We start from the raw sequence: 18233 nt of genomic DNA on the forward strand, positions 1-18233 counted from the left end.
TCTGTTGCAGGTACGGTGACGCCGCCGCCAACTTGTCCTTGCACGCGTTGTTCGGCCCGTGGGCGGACATTCTACATAAAGATTTCCTCCGCCCGCTCGGCAGTGAGGATTCGTTCGGACCAGACCAGCAGGGTATCGGCGTCCGCTTCCGCGATGGGCACACGATATGCCTCGGCCGCCTCGGCACCGAACTTGCGCTCGATCTGGCGCAGCAGGACGGCGGCCTCGCCCTCCTTGCGGCCCTCCCTGCGGCCCTCCCTGCGGCCCTCCCTGCGGCCCTCCCTGCGGCCCTCCCTGCGGCCCTTCTCGCGGCCCTCCTTGCGGCCTTCCTCGATGCCCTGCTGTTTCCAGTCTTTGGTCCATTCCTTTACACGCTCGGCCAGCATGCTGCGTACCTCCTGAAGATCCAACACCTGCTCAAAGTCTACACCCGGCACCCGCCCCGGTAACAACACCCGCTTGATCCACACCGTGAAGCTCCTGCGAAGCCCCGTCTGTCCGGGCAAACCCAGCCAGTCCACCAACCGCGAGAGCACTTGCTCGATATCCCGCGGGCTCCGGCTGTTCTCCAACGCGAACAGCGCCGAGACCAGATTGCGCAGCTCCGGCAGGGGATCGTCCCGGTAGCGGCCCTCATCAAGCAGCAGGTAACGCATCCGCGGCCGGTAGCGCTCCAGACCACCCGGGATCTCCTCGATCAGATCCGAAACCTCAACCGCCGCCCTCCAGCGCCGGGAACCGCTGTAGAGCACCACCGGTAATACCGGCGGCAGCCTTCCCGAGGGCGTCAACTGTCCACCCTTGCGCAGATCCTCGTAGAGCAGCCCCGCGTAGGTGAGCACCCGCAGCGCCATGAACGGATCGGGGCGGGACTGAAATTCCAGCAGCAGATAGATGTAGAGCCAGTGGTCGTCGCCCTGCCAACGGACCCGCCAGACCACGTCGTCCTCGCGCTCGCGCAGGTCGTCGCTGACATAGCCGTCGCCGACACGGTGCAGCGTGGAGAAATCGAGCTTCTCGACCCACGGCTCGCATACATAACCCCGGATCAGGTCGGCCACCATCTCCGGATGGCTGAACAGCAACTTGTATCCGTGGTCGTGTCCTTTGGATCTGCGGCCCATTCCATGGCCTCCTTCCGTGGCGGCGTGGCGTTGTGCCCGCAAGCATAGCGACCGGGGAGCCGTGTACTCAAGGCCGACGGATCCGCGGCGGCCACGGGTTGCCGCAACACCGTGGGCGAGGCGGCCGCGCCACGAATGGTGCGGCTCCACCCTTCGGCCCGTGGTCGGACCTCGTGCCGAAAGGGGTGAAGGTGGCCTTGTGCCAAGATGCAGCAGTGGTTCGCGACGATTCCATCCTCTGCCGGGGCGCCGGGAAAGGTACACTAGTGGCCTGTCGGACCCGTTACGATTGCCAGGACCGACAGGCGCCCAAGTCGATGAATTAAGGTCTCCAGCCCGGCATGCAAATTCCCCTTTGTTCCGTCATCGTGGTCAGTTACAACAGCGGTCCCGCCCTGCACGAATGCGTGCGCTCGGTGCTGGCGTCCTCGGTGCCGGTGCAGGTGCTGGTCTCCGACAACGGTTCCGCGGACGGCAGCCTGGAGGCGCTGGCGGCGGCGGTCGGGGACGATTCCCGGGTGACCCTGGTGGAGAACGGCGAGAATCTCGGTTTTGCCGCCGCCTGCAACCGGGTCCTGCCCCGGGCGGAAGCCCCGTGGCTGCTGTTTCTCAATCCGGACTGCGTGCTGCAGCCGGACACGCTGGCGCGCATGCTGTCCGTGCTGGATGGCATGGAGGACGTGGGCATGGCGGGCTGCCTGCTGCGCAACGATGACGGCACCGAACAGGCCGGATGCCGCCGGCGCGAACCCACGCCCGGCCGGAGTCTGCTGCGCGTGCTCCACCTGGGCGGGCTCTCGCGCCGGCTCTTGATGCCGGGGGATTTCAACATGCATCGCGAACCGCTGGCATCGGCGCCGGTGGACGTGGACGCCATCTCCGGGGCATTCATGCTGGTGCGCCGCGCGGCCCTGGAGGCGGTGGGCCCACTGGACGAGGGCTACTTCCTGCACTGCGAGGATCTGGACTGGTGCCGGCGTTTCCGTGACGCGGGGTACCGGGTGCTTTTCGTGCCCGGGGTGGAGGTGCTGCATCACAAGGGTCTCAGCAGCGGCGCGCGGCCGGTGCGGGTGGAATGGCACAAGCACCGGGGCATGATGCGCTACTACCGCAAGTTCTTCTCCGGACGTTATCCGCGTCCGCTTCTGTGGCTGGTGGCCGGCATGATCTGGTGCCGTTTCGGTGTCCTTGCCCTGTATCACACGGCCCGGCGGGCGCTGCCGTGACCCGGGCGCTGGTGACCGGCGCGGCGGGCATCGTGGGGCACTACCTGGTGCCCCGCCTGCGCGAGGCGGGTCTCGACGTTCACTGCGTCAGCAGGAGTGTCCGTGACGGCGGGGGGGTCGCATGGCACGTGACGGACCTGGCGCAGGACGGCTGGCACGAGAACCTGCCGCCGGTGGATGTGGTGCTGCACCTCGCCCCGCTCTGGCTGTTGCCGCCCGCGTTGGACGGTATCCGCGCCCTGGGCGCCGGGCGCCTGATCGCGTTCGGCTCCACGAGCCTGCATACCAAGATGGATTCTCCCAGCGCGGCCGAGCGTCGGCTGGCCGCGCGGCTGGCCGACGCGGAGGCGGCCCTGGCACGCGACGCCGGGCGCATGGCATGGACCGTCTTCCGTCCCACCATGATCTGGGGCGGCGGGCTGGACCGGAACATATCCACCATCGCCCGGTTCATCGAACGCTTCGGGTTCTTTCCCCTGGCCGGGCGGGCGCCGGGCCTGCGCCAGCCGGTGCACGCGGACGACCTGGCGCAGGCGTGCATGGCGGCGCTGGACAGGCCGGCGTCCCATGGGTGTTGCCTGGACCTGGGCGGCGGTGAAGTGCTGAGTTACCGTGACATGGTGATGCGCATCTTCGAGGCCCTGGGCCGGCCGCCGCGCCCGGTGCGTCTGCCCCCGGGACTGTTCCGTGCGCTGGTGTCCCTGGCCGGTCCCCGGACCCGGCTGGACCCGGCCATGGTGGATCGCATGGCCCGTGACATGGTCTTCGATCCGGAACCGGCGCGCCGGATCATCGGCTATGCGCCCCGGCCGTTTCATCCCTCCCGCGACGACCTGGGGGTGGGTGCGTGATCCTGCTGGCGGGGCTGACCGGTTTCGTGCTGGCGTGGGTGCTGACCGCATATCTGGCGAGACCCGATGCGCGGCTGCGCTGGATGGATCATCCGAACGCGCGGTCCCTGCATGAGCGTCCCGTGCCGCGAACCGGAGGCCTGGCGATCCTGGCCGGCATACTGGCCGGTGGACTCGTGGCGGTGTTGCTCCTGGGACCTCCTGCCCTGTCGCCATGGACAGGGCTGGCCCTGTTGCTGGTGATCCTGGCCGCGCTTTGGGATGACGTTCGGGGCCTGGGGGTGGTGCCGAGGTTGTCGGTGCAGTTCCTGGCCGCCGGCCTTGCGGCGGGAACCGGCCTGCTGCCGGGGCTGGTGTCGCTGCCCGGGTTCGAGTGGGTGTGGCCCGGCTGGGCGGCCCTGGTGCTCGGTGTGCTCTTTCTGGTGTGGATGACCAACCTCTACAACTTCATGGACGGCATGGACGGTTTTGCCGGGGGCATGACCGTCATCGGTTTCGCGTTCATGGCCTGGCTGGGGTGGCGGGCCGGGGCGCCGTTGTTCTCCGCGCTTGCTCTGTGCGTGGCGTTGTCCGCATCGGGGTTCCTGCGCTGGAATCTTCCGCCGGCAAGGATCTTCATGGGCGACACCGGCGCCTCGGCCCTGGGGTTCCTGGCGGCCGTGTTCATCCTGTGGGCGGAGCGCGACGGGGTGTTCCCCCTGTGGGCCGGGTTGCTGATCTTTTCCCCGTTCATCGTGGATGCCACGGTGACCGTGCTGCGCCGGGCGCTTGCGGGCGAGGCGGTGTGGCGCGCGCATCGCACCCACCATTATCAACGCCTGGTGGTCCTGGGCTGGGGGCATGGCAGAACCACGTTTGCCGGGTACGTGCTGATGCTCTTGGCGGGCGGTTCGACGCTGGTGATGATCGAGGCGCAAAGCACGCCGCTTCAAGTGACGGGTTTCACTATATGGCTGTTTGTTTATGCAATAATAGCCGCTTTGATTCGACGACTTGAGTTGCGTCAGTAAGGAGATTGCCTTGCCCATGCACCTGCTGCGGCTCCTGCTCAACCGATGGGCCGCGTTCTTTCATGATCTCCTGTGGGTGCCAGCCGCACTGGCGCTGGCGTTCATGTTGCGGCTGGAAGGGCAGTTTTTCGGATCGGAACCCTTCTCTGCGTTCCTCCTGATGGTGGCGGTCTGCCTGCCGGTGCAGGCGGCGGCCTATCTGTATTTCGGCCTGTATCGGGGCATCTGGCGGTTCGCCTCGATGCCCGACCTGATGCGTATCCTGCGTGCCGTGTGGGTGGGCGCCGGGTTTACCACCCTGCTGCTTTTCCTTGTGGGACGCGTCGGGGACGTGCCGCTGCCCGTGCTCGTGGCCTATCCGGTCCTGCTGACCATGGGCCTCACCGCGCCCCGGCTGTTCTACCGCTGGTTCAAGGACCACATCATGCCCCTGGGCAACCGCCGCCGCGCCCTGATCATCGGTGCCGGCCGTGCCGGGGAAATCCTGGTCCGGGACCTGCTACAGTCGCGCGAGTACCTGCCGATCGGCTTTCTTGACGATGATCCCGGGAAGCTGGGCCGCGACATGCACGGGGTGCCGGTGCTCGGCGGCGTGGACGAGCTGGACAGGCTCCTGCGGGGGCTCGAGGTGGACATCGTGCTGATCGCCATGACGCGGGCCGGGCCTGAACTCATGCGCCGGGTCGTGGATACCGCCGCGCATCATTCCGTTCCGTGCGTGACCCTGCCGTCCCTGAGTGAGCTGGCGGACGGCCAGGCCAGCGCGCTGCGCCTGCGCGAAGTGAAGCTGGAGGACCTTCTGGGCCGCGACGTGATCCGGCTGGATGACGCCGGCCTGCGTGCCTTCCTGGAGAACAAGCGCGTGCTGGTCACCGGGGCGGGCGGTTCCATCGGGTCCGAACTGTGCCGCCAGGTGGGCCGCTATCATCCCGCGTGCATCCAGATGCTGGATCATTGCGAGTACGGCCTGTACACCACCGAACAGGCGATGCATCAGCAGGCGGCCGGCGTGAACTGCGTGCCGCTGCTGGCGGACGTCACCGACGTGGTTCGCATGAAGCATATCTTTGCCAGCCACCGCCCCGATGTGGTCCTGCACGCGGCCGCGTACAAGCATGTGCCCCTCCTGGAAGGGAATACCGTGGAGGGCGTCAAGACCAATGTGCTTGGGACCCGGGTGGTTGCGGATCTTGCCGCGGAATTCGGTTGCGAGAAGTTCGTGCTGGTTTCCACCGACAAGGCGGTCAAGCCGACCAACGTCATGGGCGCCAGCAAGCGCGTGGCGGAGGTCTACTGTCAGACGGTCAGCGGCGACAGCGACACCGCATTCGTGGTGACGCGGTTCGGCAATGTCATGGGCTCCACCGGGTCCGTGGTGCCGCTGTTTCGCAGCCAGATCGAGCGCGGCGGACCGGTGACCGTCACGCATCCGGACGTGACGCGTTACTTCATGACCATTCCCGAGGCGGTCAGCCTCATCCTGGAGGCGGCCGCGATGGGCAGCGGCGGCGAGATCTTCGTGCTGGACATGGGGGCGGCGATTCGCATCCAGGACCTGGCCGAGGAGATGATCCGCCTGTCGGGGCACGAGCCGGGCCGGGACATCCAGATCGAGATCATCGGTCTGAGGCCCGGGGAAAAGATGCACGAGGAACTGTTTCACGAGTTCGACAACCCGGTGGGGACCCGTCATCCGAAGATCCTTCGCGCCGAGGCCCGCCCCGTGAACAGGACTGCCTGGCAGCCCCGCATGCATCGACTCGAGCAGGCCTGCAGTCACCACGACGATGCGGCTGTCAGGCGGCTGCTGCACGAGATGGTGCCCGAGTTCAGTTCCGACACCGAACTGCCGGACAATGTGCTGATCGCCTCCGATCTCTTTGGCGAGGCCGCGAAGGGGCATCACTAGCCTGTTGCCGATGGTGCGTACGACAATACCCCCTTAGCGTAGGAGCCCGGTCCTCCGGGCGAAGAACGACCCACCGGAGTCGGGCCGGATCGCCCGGAGGACCGGGCTCCTACTTGCCACTGATCCTGTGACACTCCCGGCGCAACGGAGACACACAAGACGTGGAGCCCCCATTGGATCTGTTTCAAACCCTCGTGCTCGCCCTGGTTCAGGGGCTCACGGAATTCCTCCCCATCTCCAGCGCGGCCCACCTGATCCTGGTGCCGGAACTCACCCACTGGGACGACCAGGGGCTGAGCTTCGACGTGGCCACCCACGTGGGCACCCTCGCGGCGGTGATGATCTATTTCCGACGCGAGCTGCGCCGCATGACCATGGAGTGGCTGGGATCGCTCCGGGGGCGAGGCCTTACTCCCGACGCGAAGCTCGCCTGGGCGGTGGTTTTCGGCACCATCCCCGCGGCGCTGTCCGGTCTGCTGTTCCATGACGTAATCTCCAATCACCTGCGCTCGGCGCAGGTGATTGCCATGACCACCATCGGCTTCGCGGTGCTGCTGTTGTTCGCCGACACCACGGGCAGGCGCGTGCGCGATGAGCATGGCGTCAACTGGAAGGATGTGCTGGTGATCGGCGTGGCCCAGGCCCTGGCCCTGATCCCCGGCACCTCCCGCTCCGGCATCACCATCACCGCCGCCCTGCTCATGGGCTTCACCCGGCAGGCGGCGGCGCGCTATTCCTTTCTGCTGTCCATTCCCATCATCGCCCTGGCGGGGGGCTACGAGACGCTGGGCCTGGTGCGCGAGCCGGAGGAGGGGGTCCGGTGGGGCCTCATCACACTGGGCGCACTGGTTTCCGGCGTGAGCGCCTACCTGTGCATCCATTTCTTCCTCAAGCTGCTGGCGCGTATCAGCATGCTGCCGTTCGTGATCTACCGCCTGCTGCTCGGGATGTTCCTTCTGTTCCTGTTCCGGTAGGCGTGTCCGGGGCCCGGCATGTTGGGGTTCGTTCCTCACCCCAACCTACGACTGCTTTGTTGCCACAGAGGTCACAGAGGGCACAGAGAAAAAAGCCAACAGGATTGTAGGTTGGGGTGAGCACAGCGAACCCCAACAATGACGAGGCTGATCGAAATCCCGTTGGGGTTTGCTCCGCTCGCGCCGACCTACCGATGCTGCCATGGCAGCCATTTGATACGAACCCGCACCCTGTTCGACGCCTCGGCGCTGTTCAGCGATCAACACCTCAACAAGGCTTGACCGGGAACGGAGTATCAACGGCCTGCGGGCCGCCCCATGGATCGGGCCCGGCAGTAGGATGGGTCAAGCGAAGCGGACCCATGCTGTGCGGTCAGTCGAGGAGGCAGGAGTCAGGATGAGCGGGAGGCCCGCATGGGCACGCTGCGCTTTGCCCATCCTACGGCCTGCGGGGCGCCCCACGGATCGGGCCCGGCAGTAGGATGGGTCAAGCGAAGCGGACCCATGCTGTGCGGTCAGTCGAGGAGGCGGGAGTCAGGATGAGCGGGAGGCCCGCATGGGCACGCTGCGCTTTGCCCATCCTACTCACCCCTACGCCTCTGCCTTTGAGTGCTCCTGCGGCGGGCAAACTCAGTGCGCGGGCTCGTGATCCGCCCATTCGGCCTTCAATTCACTGAGCGCCTGCACCCGCCGGGCATGCAGGGCCTCTCCGATGGCCTTGCCCTCGAGTCCTTCCGCCGCGAGGTCCCGGGCGGAGAGCGCCTGGCAGCGCGCGAACGCCGCGCGCAGGTAGTCGGCCTGGGCGTAGTGCAGGTCCTCGAACCCGGTACGCCCGCGGTAGTCGGCCTCGCAGGCCAGCAGAAAAGGCTCAAGGCGCTCCGGGCGCCGGAATGCGTCAAGCCCTTCCAGGGTCTGGAGCACGGTGGCGGGGCGAAGCTCGAAAGCCCTGTGGGCATGGCCGTGCCAGCGCGCCACGATCACGGCCAGATCCCGGTAGGCATTGGGTATGCGGTAGCGGTCGCACAGTGCGTGCACCAGATCCACGCTGCGCGCCTCGTGGCCCCGGTGGCTGGGCAGGATCTCCTCGGGCGTGGTGCCCTTGCCCAGGTCATGGGTCAGTGCGGCGAAACGTACCGTCGGGTCGTCGCTCAACTGCGCGCTCTGGGCCAGCACCATCAGGGTGTGCACACCGGTGTCGATCTCCGGGTGATACCTGGCCGGCTGCGGCACCCCGAACAGGCGCTCGATCTCCGGAAACAGCACGGCCAGGGCACCGCATTCCCGCAGCACCTCGAAGAAACGTGCCGGGACCGCCTCACCAAGCGCGCGTCCGGTCTCCTGCCAGACGCGTTCCGGCACCAGGGCATCCACCTCGCCCGCCCGCACCATGTCCGTCATGAGCGCCAGGGTCTCGTCCGCCACCCGGAAACCCAGCGGGGCGAACCGGGCAGCGAAGCGGGCCACGCGCAGTACGCGCACCGGGTCCTCGGCGAAGGCCGGGGAGACGTGGCGCAGCACGCGGGCGTCCAGGTCCGCCCGGCCGTTGAAGGGGTCGATGAGCGCGCCGTCGGCCGCGCGTGCCATGGCGTTGATGGTGAGATCCCGGCGCAGCAGGTCCTGCTCCAGGGTGACCTCGGGCGAGGCATGCACGATGAAGCCGTGGTATCCGGGCGCGGATTTGCGCTCCGTGCGTGCCAGGGCATGCTCCTCGTGGGTTTCCGGGTGAAGAAATACCGGGAAGTCGCGTCCCACCTGGCGGTATCCCTGTTCCAGCATCTGCTCCGGCGTGGCGCCCACCACCACGTGATCCCGCTCGTTCACGGGCAGCCCCAGGAGCTCGTCACGTACGGCACCGCCGACCAGGTAGGTTTCCATGAATGCAGTGTATGGCGGCGCGTATCCGGGTTCAAAAAGTCCCGGCCCCATGGGGGAAATGATCCGATGGACAGGATGAAGACAAACGACATCGGACAGGACCCGGGGCAAGGGCGCGTTGCATTCCCGTGAATCCCGTCGGTTTCCTCCCTGCGTTTCTATCCTGAAAAGCCCTGTCCATCCGGTTCAGTCCGCCCCGCAAGGGTGCGCAGGCGCTGAATGCGGGCCTCCCGGCCCCGTCGGCCCAGGTACTGCGGGGCGATGGTCTCGAGCGCGGTGGGGCAGGTGCCGCCGCCGGGGCAGACGCTGTCGCGCTGCAGGGAACGGTAGTTGTCCAGGGAGAAGGGCTTGCCCGGCAAGTACTCGAAGATGGTGGCCTGGAGCGCCGATGCCCAGTCGGGCAGGCCGATAATGATACGCCGCACGCCGATGGTGCGGGCGGTGTAGCGCACCAGTTCCATGAGCGTGTACACCCGCGGGCCGCACAGGTCGTAGCGCTGGCCGAAGGTGGCGCGGTCCTCCAGACTGTCCACGAACCGATCCACCACGTCGCCCACATAGACCGGGGCGAAACGGGCCCCGGGGCAGGCCAGCGGCAGCACCGGCGAGATTCGCAGCAGGCCGGCAAAGCGGTTGAGGAAGCCGTCACCCGGGCCGAAGATCACGGAGGGGCGGAACACCGTCACACGGGTGTCCGGCGCGTGGGTGCGCACCATGTTCTCCGCCTCACCCTTGGTGCGCAGGTACAGACTCGTGCCGGTGCCGGAATCCGCGTTCAGTGCGCTCATGTGCAGCAGGCGTGCGACCCCGGTGGCGCGGCAGGCCTCCACCACGTGCCGGGCCAGATCCACATGGGCGCGCCGGAAGCCGCTGCCGTTGTGGCCCCGCTCGTTGAGGATGCCCACCAGGTTGATGACGGCCTCGCAGCCGCGGAAATGCCGCTTCAGCGTGGCGGGGTCGTGCACATCCCCCTCGACAAGCTGCACGCCGGGCAGCACCAGTAGATCACGGTGGCGCTGGAGGTGACGGGTAATGACCTTGATGCGCCGGCCATCGGCGATCAGCCGTGCCACGAGGTGACTGCCCACGAAGCCCGTGCCCCCCAGCACGCAAATGGTGTCGATCTTCATGTCTCCCGGTTCTCCGGTGAGGGTTGGCATGGAGAGGTCCAGTGTACCCCGCCACCGGGTTCCATGACATTCTGTAGGCATTCCCCGGCGCGCCGAATGCCAGAATCCAGGGGACGGGGTACACTAGAACCGATGAATTCTGAAGGAGGGCAGGTCGTGACCATGGATTCCGTGAATCCGGCCAACGGCTCCGTACTGGGCCGTTTTGACACCTGGGATGCGCCGCGTGTCAGCAAGGCTCTGGACCTTGCCGGGCGCGCCGCCCCGGAATGGGCGCGCATGGATATTGCGGACCGCGGCACGTTGCTGCGCCGGGCGGGCGAGGTGCTGCGCCAGCGTCAGGCGCATTTCTCGCAGATCATTACCCAGGAGATGGGCAAACTGGCCGCGGAGGCGTACGCGGAGATCGACAAGTGCGCCAGGGTCTGCGATTACTACGCGGAAGAAGCCCCGCGCTTTCTGGCCGACGAGGTGATGGAATCCGACGCGGCGCGGTCGCTGGTGGCATGGCAGCCGCTGGGCACCGTGCTGGCGGTGATGCCCTGGAATTTCCCCTTCTGGCAGGTGTTTCGTTTCGCCGCCCCGGCGCTCATGGCGGGCAATACGGCCCTGCTCAAGCACGCATCCAACGTGCCCCGCTGCGCGCTGGCCATCGAGGAGGTGTTTCACGACGCAGGATTTCCCGCAGGCGTGTTCCAGACCCTCATGATCGGCGCCCCCCGCGTGGCTGACGTGATCCGCGACCGGCGGGTTCACGCGGTCACCCTGACCGGGAGCGAACCGGCGGGCCGAGCCGTGGCGGCGGTGGCCGGCGAGATGCTCAAGAAGACCGTCCTGGAGTTGGGCGGCTCGGACCCCTTCGTCGTGCTGGAGGACGCGGACCTGGATCTCACCGTGGAACAGGCGGTGGCCTCGCGCTTCATGAACGCGGGCCAGAGTTGCATCGCCGCCAAGCGATTCATCGTGGTGGAGCCGGTGGCCGAGGCCTTTCTGGGCCGTTTCCGGGAAGCGGTGCGTGCCCTCCGGCCCGGAGACCCCTCCAGCGACGCCACCACCCTCGCCCCCATGGCCCGCGAGGACCTGCGCGACGCGTTGCATGCGCAGGTGCGTGACTCCATCGCCGCCGGTGCCGTGCCGCTGGAAGGCTGCGAACCCGTGCCCGGCAAGGGGATGTGGTACCGGGCATCCATTCTCGATCGGGTCGCCCCGGGCATGCCGGCGTACGAGGAGGAGATGTTCGGTCCCGTGGCGGCCGTCATCCGCGCCCGGGACGAGGACGACGCAGTGCGGATCGCCAACGACACCCGCTTCGGACTGGGTGGCAGCGTCTGGACCCGGGATACTGCCCGCGGGGAGGCCCTGGCCCGCCGTCTCGCCTGCGGCTGCGCCTTCGTCAACGGCCTGGTGAAGAGCGATCCCCGGCTGCCGTTCGGCGGCATCAAGGATTCCGGCTACGGCCGTGAGCTCTCCCTGCTGGGTATCCGCGAATTCGTCAACGCCAAGACGATCTGGATCCGCTAGTGTTTCGCGTGTCCGAACGCCCGGTACCGCCGGATGACGGCGGGAGGCCATCATGAGCGTCGCCGGATTCGCCGGTGATACGGTGGAGCGGATGAGCTACCTGGGCCTCGGGGTATCCATGCTGGCGGTGGCTCCCGAGTTTCTCATGCCCTTTGCCGGCTTTCTGGCGCATCAGGGCAACCTGCACCTGTTGGGCGTGATCATCGCCGGCAGCCTGGGCGGCACCCTGGGCTCGACCATTCTTTATCTGATCGCCCGCCGCGTGGGCGAGCAACGCGTGCGGCGTTTCTTTCAGCGCCGGGGACGGTTCCTGCTGCTGCGTGAATCGGACCTGGACGTGGTCCTCGGCGTCTTTGAGCGGCATGGTGAATGGCTGGTACTGGTCGGCCGCTTCGTGCCCACGGTGCGAAGCCTCGTTTCCCTGCCGGCGGGCCTGCTTCCCATGCCGTTTCCGCGGTTCCTGCTGTTCACCCTGGCGGGTACGACCCTGTGGTGCGCGGCGCTCTCCGTTGGCGGTTACCTGCTCGGTGTGCAGTGGCGCGTGCTGGAGAAATGGCTCGGATTCTACGGCACGACCGCCGTCTCGCTGGTGGTGCTGGCGGTGGCGGGGTTCACCCTGTACCGCTTGAAGGAATTCGTCTACGAGCAGCGCTAGCCCGTAGGTCGCGAAGCAGAATGCCTGCGCATTGTGTAGCCCGGATTGATCGTAGGAGCCCGGTCCTCCGGGCGAAAGGGGCTTGGTTTGGGGAGGATCGCCCGGAGGACCGGGCTCCTACGGGGGGCGGCGGGTGCCTGGCCCACGGGTGAGCCGGGATTCGCTCATTCGGGACGCGTCACGGAACGGATCAGCAAGTCCCTTGACCGGACTCGCCTTTTGAATCTTGAATCTTGAATCTTGTCTCTAAATCCTTCCTTCCTACCCGCCCGTCATCGACATGAAGCGCAGGAGCTTCTCGGGGCGGTCGCGGAACTCGTGGCGTTCAGGCTTCAGGTCCACGGCACGCCGGATGGCGTCGAACAGTTCCGTGTCGCTGCAGCCGGCACGCAGCAGGGGGCGAAGCTCAAGGTTGTGCTCCTGACCCAGGCAGGTGTAGATGGTGCCGTCCACGGACAGGCGCACCCGGTTACAGGTCTCGCAGAAGTGCTGGGAAATGGGGGTGATGAAACCGATCCTGAGGTCCGTGCCCACCACCTGCATGTAGCGGGCCGGGCCGCCGCCGGGCATCACGCCGGGCACCAGGTCGAAGCGTTCTTCCAGTCGGGCCCTGACGGTCTGCAGGTCCAGGTAGTGATCCCGGCTGGCATGGCGGCCCGTGTCGCCCATGGGCATGGTCTCGATGAAGCGCAGCGTGAACCCGTGCTCCAGGCAGAATTCCACCATGTCCTCGAACTCGCCGTCGTTGACGCCCTTCATGGCCACCATGTTGATCTTGATGGGGGAAAGGCCCGTGTCCCTTGCTGCCATAAGCCCGTCCAGGACCTTTTCCAGCTTGCCCCCGGTGACCTGCTTGAAGACCTCCGGCTTGAGGGAGTCGAGGCTTACGTTGATGCGGGATACGCCCGCGTCCCTGAGCGCCCGCGCGTGCTTGCGCATGCGCGTGGCGTTGGTGGACAGGGAGATGTCGTTGATGCCGGGGAGGGCGGCAAGCCGTGAGACGAGGTCGGGAAGGTTCTTGCGTACCAGCGGTTCGCCCCCGGTCAGGCGCACGCGCTGCACGCCGAGCCGGCCGAAGGCGCCCATGACCCGGGTGATCTCGTCGAAGGTCAGCCAGTGCCCGGGTTCCTCGAAATCCCTGAACCCCCGGGGCATGCAATAGAAGCAGCGCAGATCACACTGGTCCGTGACCGAAAGGCGTACGTATTCGATCTGCCTGCCGAAACGATCTGTCAGTTGCGCCATGTCAGTGCCACTCCAGGCTGCTTATTATAGCGTGCCGATCATGGCGCCCCGGTTCACCGGGGCCGTGGCCCATGGGCGGCCGTGGCGGTCATAGACGCAGGATACGCCAAACAGGACCCGGAAATCCATGATATAAAGGCCGTTGCTTTTCCGGCCCGGCACGCGATAACTTCCTGTAATATCAATCGCTTGGGTCATCTGAAGTCGAATTCCGGCGCCGGGGCGGGAAGGTTCCGAACCCGCTGCCGGGCAGGTACACGGTCATGGAGCAATGCAAATGGCGTCCGGCCCGCGAGAAATTGTCACCCCCTTCCGTCCCATCCCGCTGGAGGTCCCGGAGGGGATGAAGCCCAACGAGTTCTTCAACAGCACCGAGAATCTGGCCGACCTGGCCCACAACAACGGCCTGCTGGCGAACCCGGAAAATCTGCTGCTTTACCGAAAGGCGCTCGGTCACAGCAACGAGTTCGACACGTCCATCATCTACAACACCTCCAAGTGCATCCTGGACCCACTGGCGCGCCCGGTGCGCCGCACCCAGGTGCCGGAGCCGGTCCGTCACGCGTGGAACAGGATGAACGGCATCATCATAGATTACATGCTCGAGCAGTACCCGGACCCCGGCGAGGCACTGGTGCTGGCCGGCGAGGCGAGCCTGGATGCCACGTGGCCGTTGACCTCCCCCGGCGTGCCCAGCATCCGCATGCTGCACAACCACTTCATCGTCTTCCCCATGGAGGACCTCAGGGGCGCGCCCCTGGCCGATCCCAAGAACCCGAACCTGACCGATGGCGGGCAGCACAGTCTCTTTCAGGCCTACATGCGCGAGGTCTACCGGGAATTCTTCACCCGCGCCCTGGATCTGAAGGTGCTCGCGCCCGCCGCCGACGAAGATGCCCGGATCGATCTCACCGGCTATCCCCAGGGTCTGCCCAGCTGGGAGATCCGGGGCGGCGCGGATGCCCTCAAAGAAGTGCGTTTCTGGAAGGAGTACGACGAGATCCTGAAAGGCTTCCTGGATTTCTACCGCACCTTCTTCACCCAGGTGTCCACCCGCGGCGCACCCATGCCGGAGGGCGTGCACTTCCCCGATCAGGTGGAGGAGGTGCTGCTGTTCAACAACGATTTCCTGCGCACCGCAAAGAAGGTGCGCGATCGCTGCATCACGGATGCGCGGTATGCCCACGCCATCCGCTGGCAGCCGGCGTTCAAGCAGATCATCTACCGCAACGACGACGGCAAGCTGATCGTCACCATCAGCCAGAATTCCATCGGCAACGCCATCACGGAATTGCTGGGTGTCGTGGTGAAACGCGTGCCCGATGCCGAGGCCTATGAGCGCTTCGAACCGCGGCTCATCGAGCGGCTGCTGGAGGTACGCCGGCGGCTCATCGAGGCGGATCTGGGGGACGGGGTGGCGACGGATTACTGGGGGGCGGAGTAGGGCGTGGGTTGCGGCCCATGGCCTTTTTGGATCAATGGGGTTGCAATCCGGGCGGCAGACTTTGGGTCAAGTTTCAGCTTGAGGCAAAGGATAAAGACAACTTCAAAGGCTTTCGATCCCCGTTGCACGGGGCTCGAGTTACTTTCTTTGCTTGTCCAAAGAAAGTAACCAAAGAAAAGACACCCGGATGTCTCGCCCCTGTCGGGGTTCCCTGCGCGCGGGGGTGTTGCGGGGAGGTCGATCGACAGGCCGTCCCTGGCCTGACGATCGACGCGCCGCGTCCCTGCGGCGCCCCTTCGGGCTTTGACCCCGCAACACCCCCGTGCTCGGCGAGCCATACGGAGCAGGTCAAAGACAGCAACCCCTTGGCTTTGGGTGACCAAGAGTGGATGTGGGAGACGCGTCTGCCATGGGCATACCCGATGCGCTACGCTGATCCGCTCTATCTCCGCCTTGTAGGAGCCCGGTCCTCCGGGCGATCGGCCGGCCCCGACGGGATCGCCCGAAGGACCGGGCTCCTACAGGAGATCATCGAAGCGGGTTTGACCTTTCCACCCTATGCCGCACCGAGTAGCGCAGGCTTCGAGGGATCAAGCCCGAAGGGGCGCCGCAGGGACGCGGCGCGTCGGCAGTCAGGCCATGGACGGCCTGTCTGCCGACCCCCTCGAAGCCGAGCAACGCAGGGCACCCGCTACAGCGGGTGCGGCATCGGGGTTGTACGAGTCAAGGACATGGGTAACACATCAGTCCAAGGACATGGGTTACAGTCTCAGCGTCCAGTAAGGGGTCTTGCCGCCTTGTTTTTCACGTAGATCCACTGCCCCCAGGCGCAGGGGACCGAAGTGGATCTCCCAGACCCCATCATCGATCTCCTCCAGACCCACCCTTTCTCCCGCGAGCAGGTGCGAGAGGTAGATCTGCCCACCATGGGCATAGACAACACCGCTGTGGCTCACCACCTTGACCTGGACATGGCCCGGGTACAACAACTGCGGCAGGCGCTCAGGATAGGGCCGGGGTGAATCGCAGTAGTGGCGCGCGGGTACCTCCTGGCCCAGGGCCTCATGGGGGCGGTGGTGGTTGTAATGATCCCGAAACTGATCAAAGAGGCGCTGCTGCGCCCTGCGGTTGGCACTGGCCGGGCGGGCGGTGGCCTGCTTAAGGGTGCGGTGCATGCGTTCGTGACGCCCATTTTGCTGCGGCTTGCCCGCCTCGATGCGCTCGGGGACGATGCCCAGACGGATCCACCAGATCGACAGACGGCTCAGCCCTGCCGCAGCGGTGCTGGCAAAGGGCGCACCGTTGTCGCTGCGGATACGCCTGGGCAGGCCATGCTCGCGGAACAGGCGGCGCAAGTAGCGCTGCGCCGAGGCGGTATCGGTGGCCTGCTCACCCCGACAGCCCAGCAGATAGCGACTGTGGTGATCCATCACGGTCAGTGGATAACACCACTGAGCGTTGCCCAGGCGAAACTGGCCCTTGTAGTCGGCACTCCAGAGCTCGTTGGGCTTATGGACCGGGCCGAACGGCTGGGGATAGGGGCTGACCCGCCGGCGTCGGCGTCGGGGCTCGGTCAGGCCCGCGGCCCTGAGGATGTTGTAGATGGTGCTCTTGGACGGCACCCGCTCAGCGGGGAAGCGCGCACTGAGCTGGGCCTGGATCTTCTTCGCCCCGGGTGCATCACGTCCCTGCTGGCGTAGCTCGATGATGGCCTTGCGTAGCGTGTACGGGATGGCCTCAGGGCTGTGCAAGGGGCGGCGGCTGCGCTCTTGGAGCCCCTCGAGCTGCTGGGCCTGGTAGCGGCAAATCCACTTGTAGCCGGTCTTGCGGCTGATGCCATAGCGCTCACACAGCTCGCTGTGGCTGTACAAACCACGCAGGTGCTCGCCAATAAACAAGATCTTTTCATCCATCGGTCTCAGATCTCTCCAGGGCATGGGCCACCTCCTGTACGTCGGTGGCCTGAGCATAGGTAATCTGTTACCTATGTCCTTGGACTGATGTGTTACCGATGCCTATAACCCGTACAGGTGTCCTTCTTTTGGTTACTTTTCTTGGACAAGCAAGAAAAGTAACTCGATCCGCCTGCAAGGCGGATCGAAACGCCTTTGACCTTAATTTCAGCTTCCCGCGAATCGAACGCGTTCTCCTTGAAACGCCCACTGCAAGACAAACGCCCAGATCCCAGCTAAGAGAAAAGGGCCCGAAGGCCCTCTTCATATACGCCACGATCCTATGCCGCCCCGCAGTTCGGGCGTCAGCCCGACCCGCCATCAACGGCCCTCAAGCAACCGACTGATAATAAAGATTCTGCGGATGCCGCGCCTGGGCAAAGAAGAACCACCGCTCCGCCACCAGCCCCAGGTACTGGACCACGAAGGCCGTGGCCAGCAGGGCGGAGACATCGCCGCGCATGAGCAGCGCGGTCACCAGCAGTACGGTGGGGATCAGGAATACCCCGATCAGGAAGATCCATTTCACCGATCGGACGAACATCTCCGACATGCCGTGGAAGAACTCGCGCGTGTTGAACGAGCCGCCCATGAAGCCCTGGGATTTCTGCACGATGTTGGGGTGCTTGATGCCGGTGGCGGTCTGGAGCGTCGATTTGGCCTTGAGGCGGGCGTTGCGGATCAGCGAAGCCGTACGGCTGATCAGGCCCAGCAGCGTGAAGATCACCGCCCCCGCGGCCAGAAAGTGCACCAGTTCCACGGCCATGTAGGCCGCATGGGCGGCGGCCAGGGTGAAGCCCGATGCCAGGCCCAGAAGGGTGTAGTTGGCGACGGTGAGCGGCGAGTGCCATTCCTGCAGGAAGCGCAGGCAGGCGTAGATCATGGCGGTGGTCACGTACAGGATGACTGCCGCCAGCGCGCCGATCGCGGCCAGCAGCAGGGTAACCGGCACGGCCACGTTGCCGGGCAGGGTGAACAGGACCGGGTTGATGCCGATCAGGTGCACGGCGCCGTACAGGAACACGATGCCCATCATCACCGGCAGCACGATCACCTCGCGCGAAAGCCATGAGGTGCGCCACATGGCCGCCGCGCGCCAGGCCCGCTCCGGGTGCCCCAGGTGGAAGAACGAGGCGAGCAGGCCCAGCGCCAGCAGTGCCAGGGACATGCCCGCGCCCACCGCGTAGTACGGCGAGGCGTGTTCGGGCAGCAGCCGCAGGGCGGCATAGAACTCGACGATGGACAGTGCGATGAACAGGCCCTGTCCGGCGCCGATCAGGGTGGTCAGGAAGATGACTGAGAATGCGGGATGCATGA

Annotated in this window: 16 protein-coding genes; 9 read left to right on the top strand and 7 right to left on the bottom strand. The window is 66.0% G+C overall.

Annotated features, from left to right (window positions below; all coding sequences use genetic code 11):
• Positions 1–71 precede the first annotated feature (71 nt).
• Positions 72–1124: an Rpn family recombination-promoting nuclease/putative transposase gene (locus THITHI_RS0112925; protein WP_018233527.1), complete on the bottom strand. Its 1053-nt coding sequence runs from the start codon at positions 1122–1124 to the stop codon at positions 72–74.
• Between the two features lie 341 nt (positions 1125–1465).
• Between THITHI_RS0112925 and THITHI_RS0112930 the strand changes: the two genes are divergently transcribed.
• The 6 genes from THITHI_RS0112930 (at position 1466) to THITHI_RS20610 (ending at position 7376) form a co-directional block, all read left to right on the top strand.
• On the top strand, positions 1466–2350 hold the full coding sequence (locus THITHI_RS0112930) for a glycosyltransferase family 2 protein (RefSeq protein WP_018233528.1): 885 nt from the start codon (positions 1466–1468) through the stop codon (positions 2348–2350).
• Positions 2347–3201, top strand: a complete 855-nt coding sequence (locus THITHI_RS0112935; protein WP_018233529.1) for an NAD-dependent epimerase/dehydratase family protein — start codon at positions 2347–2349, stop codon at positions 3199–3201. Before THITHI_RS0112930 ends, THITHI_RS0112935 begins: the two co-directional genes overlap by 4 nt.
• Positions 3198–4211 carry an MraY family glycosyltransferase gene (locus THITHI_RS19065; RefSeq protein ID WP_018233530.1) on the top strand — a complete coding sequence of 338 codons (1014 nt, stop codon included), beginning with the start codon at positions 3198–3200 and terminating at the stop codon, positions 4209–4211. Before THITHI_RS0112935 ends, THITHI_RS19065 begins: the two co-directional genes overlap by 4 nt.
• A gap of 16 nt (positions 4212–4227) precedes the next feature.
• The gene (locus THITHI_RS19070) at positions 4228–6120 is read left to right on the top strand and encodes a polysaccharide biosynthesis protein (RefSeq protein WP_018233531.1); all 1893 of its coding nucleotides are present in this window, start codon (positions 4228–4230) and stop codon (positions 6118–6120) included.
• Positions 6121–6293: 173 nt separating this feature from the next.
• The gene (locus THITHI_RS0112950; protein WP_018233532.1) at positions 6294–7094 is read left to right on the top strand and encodes an undecaprenyl-diphosphate phosphatase; all 801 of its coding nucleotides are present in this window, start codon (positions 6294–6296) and stop codon (positions 7092–7094) included.
• Positions 7095–7232: 138 nt separating this feature from the next.
• Positions 7233–7376: a hypothetical protein gene (locus tag THITHI_RS20610; protein ID WP_018233533.1), complete on the top strand. Its 144-nt coding sequence runs from the start codon at positions 7233–7235 to the stop codon at positions 7374–7376.
• Between the two features lie 348 nt (positions 7377–7724).
• On the opposite strand, the gene THITHI_RS0112955 is transcribed toward THITHI_RS20610, so the two are convergent.
• Together THITHI_RS0112955 and THITHI_RS0112960 are read right to left on the bottom strand one after the other, a co-directional pair.
• Positions 7725–8969, bottom strand: a complete 1245-nt coding sequence (locus THITHI_RS0112955) for a multifunctional CCA addition/repair protein (protein WP_018233534.1) — start codon at positions 8967–8969, stop codon at positions 7725–7727.
• 158 nt (positions 8970–9127) lie between these two features.
• Positions 9128–10099, bottom strand: a complete 972-nt coding sequence (locus THITHI_RS0112960; protein ID WP_018233535.1) for a complex I NDUFA9 subunit family protein — start codon at positions 10097–10099, stop codon at positions 9128–9130.
• A gap of 162 nt (positions 10100–10261) precedes the next feature.
• Between THITHI_RS0112960 and THITHI_RS0112965 the strand changes: the two genes are divergently transcribed.
• Both THITHI_RS0112965 and THITHI_RS0112970 read left to right on the top strand, forming a co-directional pair.
• A complete protein-coding gene (locus tag THITHI_RS0112965) occupies positions 10262–11620 on the top strand; it encodes an NAD-dependent succinate-semialdehyde dehydrogenase (protein ID WP_033337237.1) in 1359 nt (452 codons plus the stop codon).
• A 52-nt stretch (positions 11621–11672) separates the two neighbouring features.
• A complete protein-coding gene (locus tag THITHI_RS0112970; RefSeq protein ID WP_018233537.1) occupies positions 11673–12275 on the top strand; it encodes a DedA family protein in 603 nt (200 codons plus the stop codon).
• A 261-nt stretch (positions 12276–12536) separates the two neighbouring features.
• Here THITHI_RS0112970 and moaA read toward each other — a convergent pair whose 3' ends face one another.
• Together moaA and THITHI_RS20615 are read right to left on the bottom strand one after the other, a co-directional pair.
• The gene (gene moaA, locus THITHI_RS0112975; protein WP_018233538.1) at positions 12537–13520 is read right to left on the bottom strand and encodes a GTP 3',8-cyclase MoaA; all 984 of its coding nucleotides are present in this window, start codon (positions 13518–13520) and stop codon (positions 12537–12539) included.
• Positions 13521–13544: 24 nt separating this feature from the next.
• Complete coding sequence (locus tag THITHI_RS20615; protein ID WP_156820545.1) at positions 13545–13718, bottom strand: hypothetical protein; 174 nt, start codon at positions 13716–13718, stop codon at positions 13545–13547.
• Between the two features lie 79 nt (positions 13719–13797).
• On the opposite strand from THITHI_RS20615, the gene THITHI_RS0112985 reads away from it, so the two are divergent.
• On the top strand, positions 13798–14964 hold the full coding sequence (locus THITHI_RS0112985) for a hypothetical protein (RefSeq protein ID WP_018233540.1): 1167 nt from the start codon (positions 13798–13800) through the stop codon (positions 14962–14964).
• A gap of 761 nt (positions 14965–15725) precedes the next feature.
• Here THITHI_RS0112985 and THITHI_RS0112990 read toward each other — a convergent pair.
• On the bottom strand, positions 15726–16901 hold the full coding sequence (locus tag THITHI_RS0112990; protein ID WP_026186332.1) for an integrase core domain-containing protein: 1176 nt from the start codon (positions 16899–16901) through the stop codon (positions 15726–15728).
• Positions 16902–17247: 346 nt separating this feature from the next.
• Positions 17248–18231, bottom strand: coding sequence for a dimethyl sulfoxide reductase anchor subunit family protein (locus THITHI_RS0112995; RefSeq protein WP_018233542.1), 984 nt, complete (start codon positions 18229–18231; stop codon positions 17248–17250).
• Positions 18232–18233 lie beyond the last annotated feature (2 nt).

The organism is Thioalkalivibrio thiocyanodenitrificans ARhD 1 (assembly GCF_000378965.1).
In the GTDB taxonomy this organism is placed as follows: Bacteria; Pseudomonadota; Gammaproteobacteria; order Ectothiorhodospirales; family Ectothiorhodospiraceae; genus Thioalkalivibrio_A; species Thioalkalivibrio_A thiocyanodenitrificans.